4 protein-coding genes are annotated in these 3,293 nt (G+C 65.7%); 3 read left to right on the top strand and 1 reads right to left on the bottom strand.

Features of this window, described 5'->3' with window-relative positions:
- The coding region (locus VF497_RS07920) for a LysR family transcriptional regulator (protein ID WP_330887422.1) at window positions 1-312 on the bottom strand (312 nt) is incomplete at its 3' end.
- 160 nt (window positions 313-472) lie between these two features.
- On the opposite strand from VF497_RS07920, the gene dgcN reads away from it, so the two are divergent.
- From dgcN to VF497_RS07905, 3 genes are all read left to right on the top strand, one after another.
- Window positions 473-1,516 (top strand): N-acetyltransferase DgcN, encoded by a 1,044-nt coding sequence (dgcN, locus tag VF497_RS07915; RefSeq protein ID WP_330887420.1) that lies wholly within the window; start codon window positions 473-475, stop codon window positions 1,514-1,516.
- Window positions 1,501-2,487 carry an N-acetyl-D-Glu racemase DgcA gene (gene dgcA / locus VF497_RS07910; protein WP_330887418.1) on the top strand — a complete coding sequence of 329 codons (987 nt, stop codon included), beginning with the start codon at window positions 1,501-1,503 and terminating at the stop codon, window positions 2,485-2,487. The genes dgcN and dgcA overlap by 16 nt, the downstream gene beginning before the upstream one ends.
- Before the next feature lie 61 nt (window positions 2,488-2,548).
- Window positions 2,549-3,293 (top strand): diaminopimelate decarboxylase family protein (locus VF497_RS07905; protein WP_414706865.1); only part of this gene is annotated, 745 nt, incomplete at its 3' end.

Below are 3,293 nucleotides of genomic sequence, written 5' to 3'. Positions count from 1 at the left end.
GGTCAGCGCCAGCGTCGGCGTGCAGGTGACGCGCAGCGGGCAATTCCCCGGTTGGCCCATGTTCCTGGTCAGGCGTTCGAGGTCGTGTACGTCCTGGATGATCTTCTCGATGCGGTCGCGCATCAGCAGCGCCTGCGGCGTCGCCTGCAGGCGACCGCGCACGCGGCTGAACAGGGCGAAGCCTAGCCGGTCTTCGGCGTGTTGCAACGCCTTGCTCGCTGTCGGCTGCGAGATGTTCAGCAGCTTCGCTGCGGCGGTGATGCTGCCGGTGGTCAGCACGGCGTGGAAGAGCTCGATGTAACGCAGGTGCATGAGGATTTTTATCCGTCTGTTTCGTCCGGCGATGTGGGACTAGGATAACCACAACCCAAAGTTATGCCACGTACCGGTCTTTTCATTGGTGGCTGATGCGAGCCGCTGGTTATGCTCCCCGGACCTTTCGATGGACGGATTCAGCAGGAGTGCGGATTTCATGACCAGCCACGGCGAAGCAACCGGCAGCAACCGTTGGGGGCCGCCTTACCTGCTGTATCTCGGCGGTCGCGCCGACGACCTGGCGATCAAGACCGCGCGCGGACTGGCATATTGGCGGCCCGACTGGTGCGTCGGGCAGAACCGGCGCGCCGATTGCAACCAGTCGCTCGATCTGCCCGACCTGACTCCGGCGCAGGCCAGGGCCGCGGGTGCGAACACGATGGTGATCGGCACGGCCAACGCCGGCGGCGTGATGGCGAAGGAGACCGTCGCCGACATCATCGCCGCGCTCGACGCCGGCCTCAACGTGATCGCCGGCCTGCACGAGAAGCTGCGCGACAACGCCGACATCGTCGCCGCGGCCGAGCGCAATGGCCGCGTGCTGTTCGATGCGCGCGAACCCAAGGGCCGCATCCCGGTCGGCAACGGCAGGAAGCGCGCCGGCCGGCGCCTGCTGACGGTCGGCACCGATTGCTCGGTCGGGAAAATGTATACCACGCTCGCGCTCGAGCGCAGCCTGCGCAAGCGCGGCCTCGCCGCGGACTTCCGCGCAACCGGGCAGACCGGCATTTTCATCGCCGGCGACGGCGTGCCGGTCGATGCCGTGATTGCCGATTTCATCTCCGGCTCGGTCGAGCAGATTTCGCCGGCGCGCGCCGACGGCGGTTGGGATCTCATCGAAGGCCAGGGCTCGCTGTTCCATCCCTCGTATGCCGGCGTGTCGCTCGGCCTGCTGCACGGCACCCAGGCCGACGCGCTCGTGCTCTGCCACGAACCCACGCGCAAGCACATGCGCGGACTGCCGCATTATCCGATTCCCGAGCTCAAGCTGTGTCTGGAAGCGAATCTCACTGCTGCGCGCCTGACCAACCCTGTGGTCAAGGCCGTCGGCGTCGCGCTCAACACATCCAATCTTCCCGCCGCGGAAGCCGCCGCGATGTGCCGCGAAATCGGCGACCGGCTCGGCCTGCCGTGCCAGGACCCGGTCAGCATGGGCGTCGAAGCGATCGTCGATCACCTGCTTTCATGCTGCGCGGGCTGAGCATCCAGCCGCGCAGCTTTCCGCTGCATTCGCCGTTCCGCATTTCGCGCGGGGTTAAGACTGCGGCGGACGTGGTAACGGTCGAGCTAGCGCAAGGCGATTGCATCGGCCGTGGTGAATCGGTTCCTTATGCGCGTTATGGCGAATCGGTCGCTGCGGTGATTGCTGAAGTCGAGTCGCTGCGCGACGACCTTTGTGCTGGCATGGGCCGCGACGAATTGCAGGCGCGACTCGGCCCCGGCGCCGCGCGCAATGCGCTCGACGCGGCGCTGTGGGATCTCGAATCGCGGCTGATGCGCGTATCCGTATCAAGTCGATTGGCACAGGCGCCGCATCGGCCGCTCGTGACCGCGCTGACGGTCGTCATCGATACGCCGCAGGCGATGGAGAAGGCAGCAGCAGGCATCGCCGACGCCGGGCTGATCAAGATCAAGGTCGATGCCGACGATCCTGTCGCGCGCATCGAAGCCGTGCGTCGCGGCGCACCCGCCGCGCGGCTTATCGTCGATCCGAACGAAAGTTGGACGATCGATCTCTTGCGCGAAACGCAGGATGCGCTCGTGCGCCTGAAAGTCGATCTGCTTGAGCAGCCGCTGCCGTCCGACGCGGACGATGCGCTGCGCGGCTTCACGAGCCGCATTCCGATCTGCGCCGACGAGGCCTGCCATACCTCGTCGGACCTTTCCGCGTTGGTCGGCCGTTATCAAGCCATCAACATCAAGCTCGACAAGACCGGCGGCCTGACCGAAGCCTGGCGCCTGCTGCGCGCCGCCAAAGCTCAAGGCTTCGAAATCATGGTCGGCTGCATGGTCTGCTCGTCACTCGGCATTGCGCCCGCGCTCGAGATCGCGCGCGAAGCAGAGTTCATCGATCTCGACGGGCCGCTCTGGCTCGCGAGCGATTATCCCGATGGCGTCACCCTGCAAGGGGGCATGCTGATGCCGCCGTCACCGGGTTTCTGGGGTGGATAAGTACGAGCCGTGACGTCGTGGCTCAGAGTTCTTAAGAGGCTTGCTGCAAATCATGACCCGCATGGCGACAATCGCCGAATCCACACGCACCGCCGACGTCTCCTGGGACGGCGTCGATCTGCCGGCCCTCGCGCAAAAGGTGGGAACGCCGTGCCATGTCTATTCCGCATCGTCGATCCGGCAGCGCATCGATGCGCTGCAGGCAGCCTTGCACGGCATGAATGCACTGGTTTGCTACGCGGCCAAGGCCAACAGCAACGTCGCGATCCTGCAGTTGATGGCGCAGGCTGGGTTCGGCGCCGACATCGTCTCGGCCGGTGAAATGCGGCGCAGCCTGCGCGCCGGCATTCCGGCGCAACGCATCGTGTTCTCCGGCGTGGGCAAGAGCGCCGACGAGATCGTCGAGGCGCTGGCCGCTGGCGTTGCCCGCTTCAATGTGGAATCCGAAGAGGAACTGCATCTGCTGCAGCGGCTGGCGGCAGATCGGGGCGTTGTCGCGTGCGCCGCGGTGCGCGTCAATCCCGATGTCGACGCGCTGACCCATGCCAAGATTTCCACCGGAAAGTCGGAGAACAAGTTCGGCGTCGGCATCGACGAGGCGCGCCGCTGGTTCGCCGGCAGCGCGCGGTTGACGCATGTACAACTCGACGGCCTGCACGTGCATATCGGTTCGCAGATGCTGACCCTCGATCCGATCCGCACGGCATTGCAGCGCGTGGCTGATTTCTGGCGTGAACTCGCCGGTGCCGGCCACGCGATCGACAGCATCGACGTCGGCGGCGGTCTCGGCGTGTGCTATCGCGCCG

The sequence above is a fragment of the Rudaea sp. genome (assembly GCF_036383415.1).
GTDB lineage: Bacteria > Pseudomonadota > Gammaproteobacteria > Xanthomonadales > Rhodanobacteraceae > Rudaea.
The sequence above is the reverse complement of the archived record's forward strand: the minus strand, read 5'-3'. Positions and strand labels throughout refer to the sequence as shown.

Coding starts and splice junctions, on each gene's coding strand:
- dgcN (WP_330887420.1), top strand. CDS start 473: ATGACCAGCCACGGCGAAGCAACCGGCAGCAACCGTTGGGGGCCGCCT.
- dgcA (WP_330887418.1), top strand. CDS start 1,501: ATGCTGCGCGGGCTGAGCATCCAGCCGCGCAGCTTTCCGCTGCATTCG.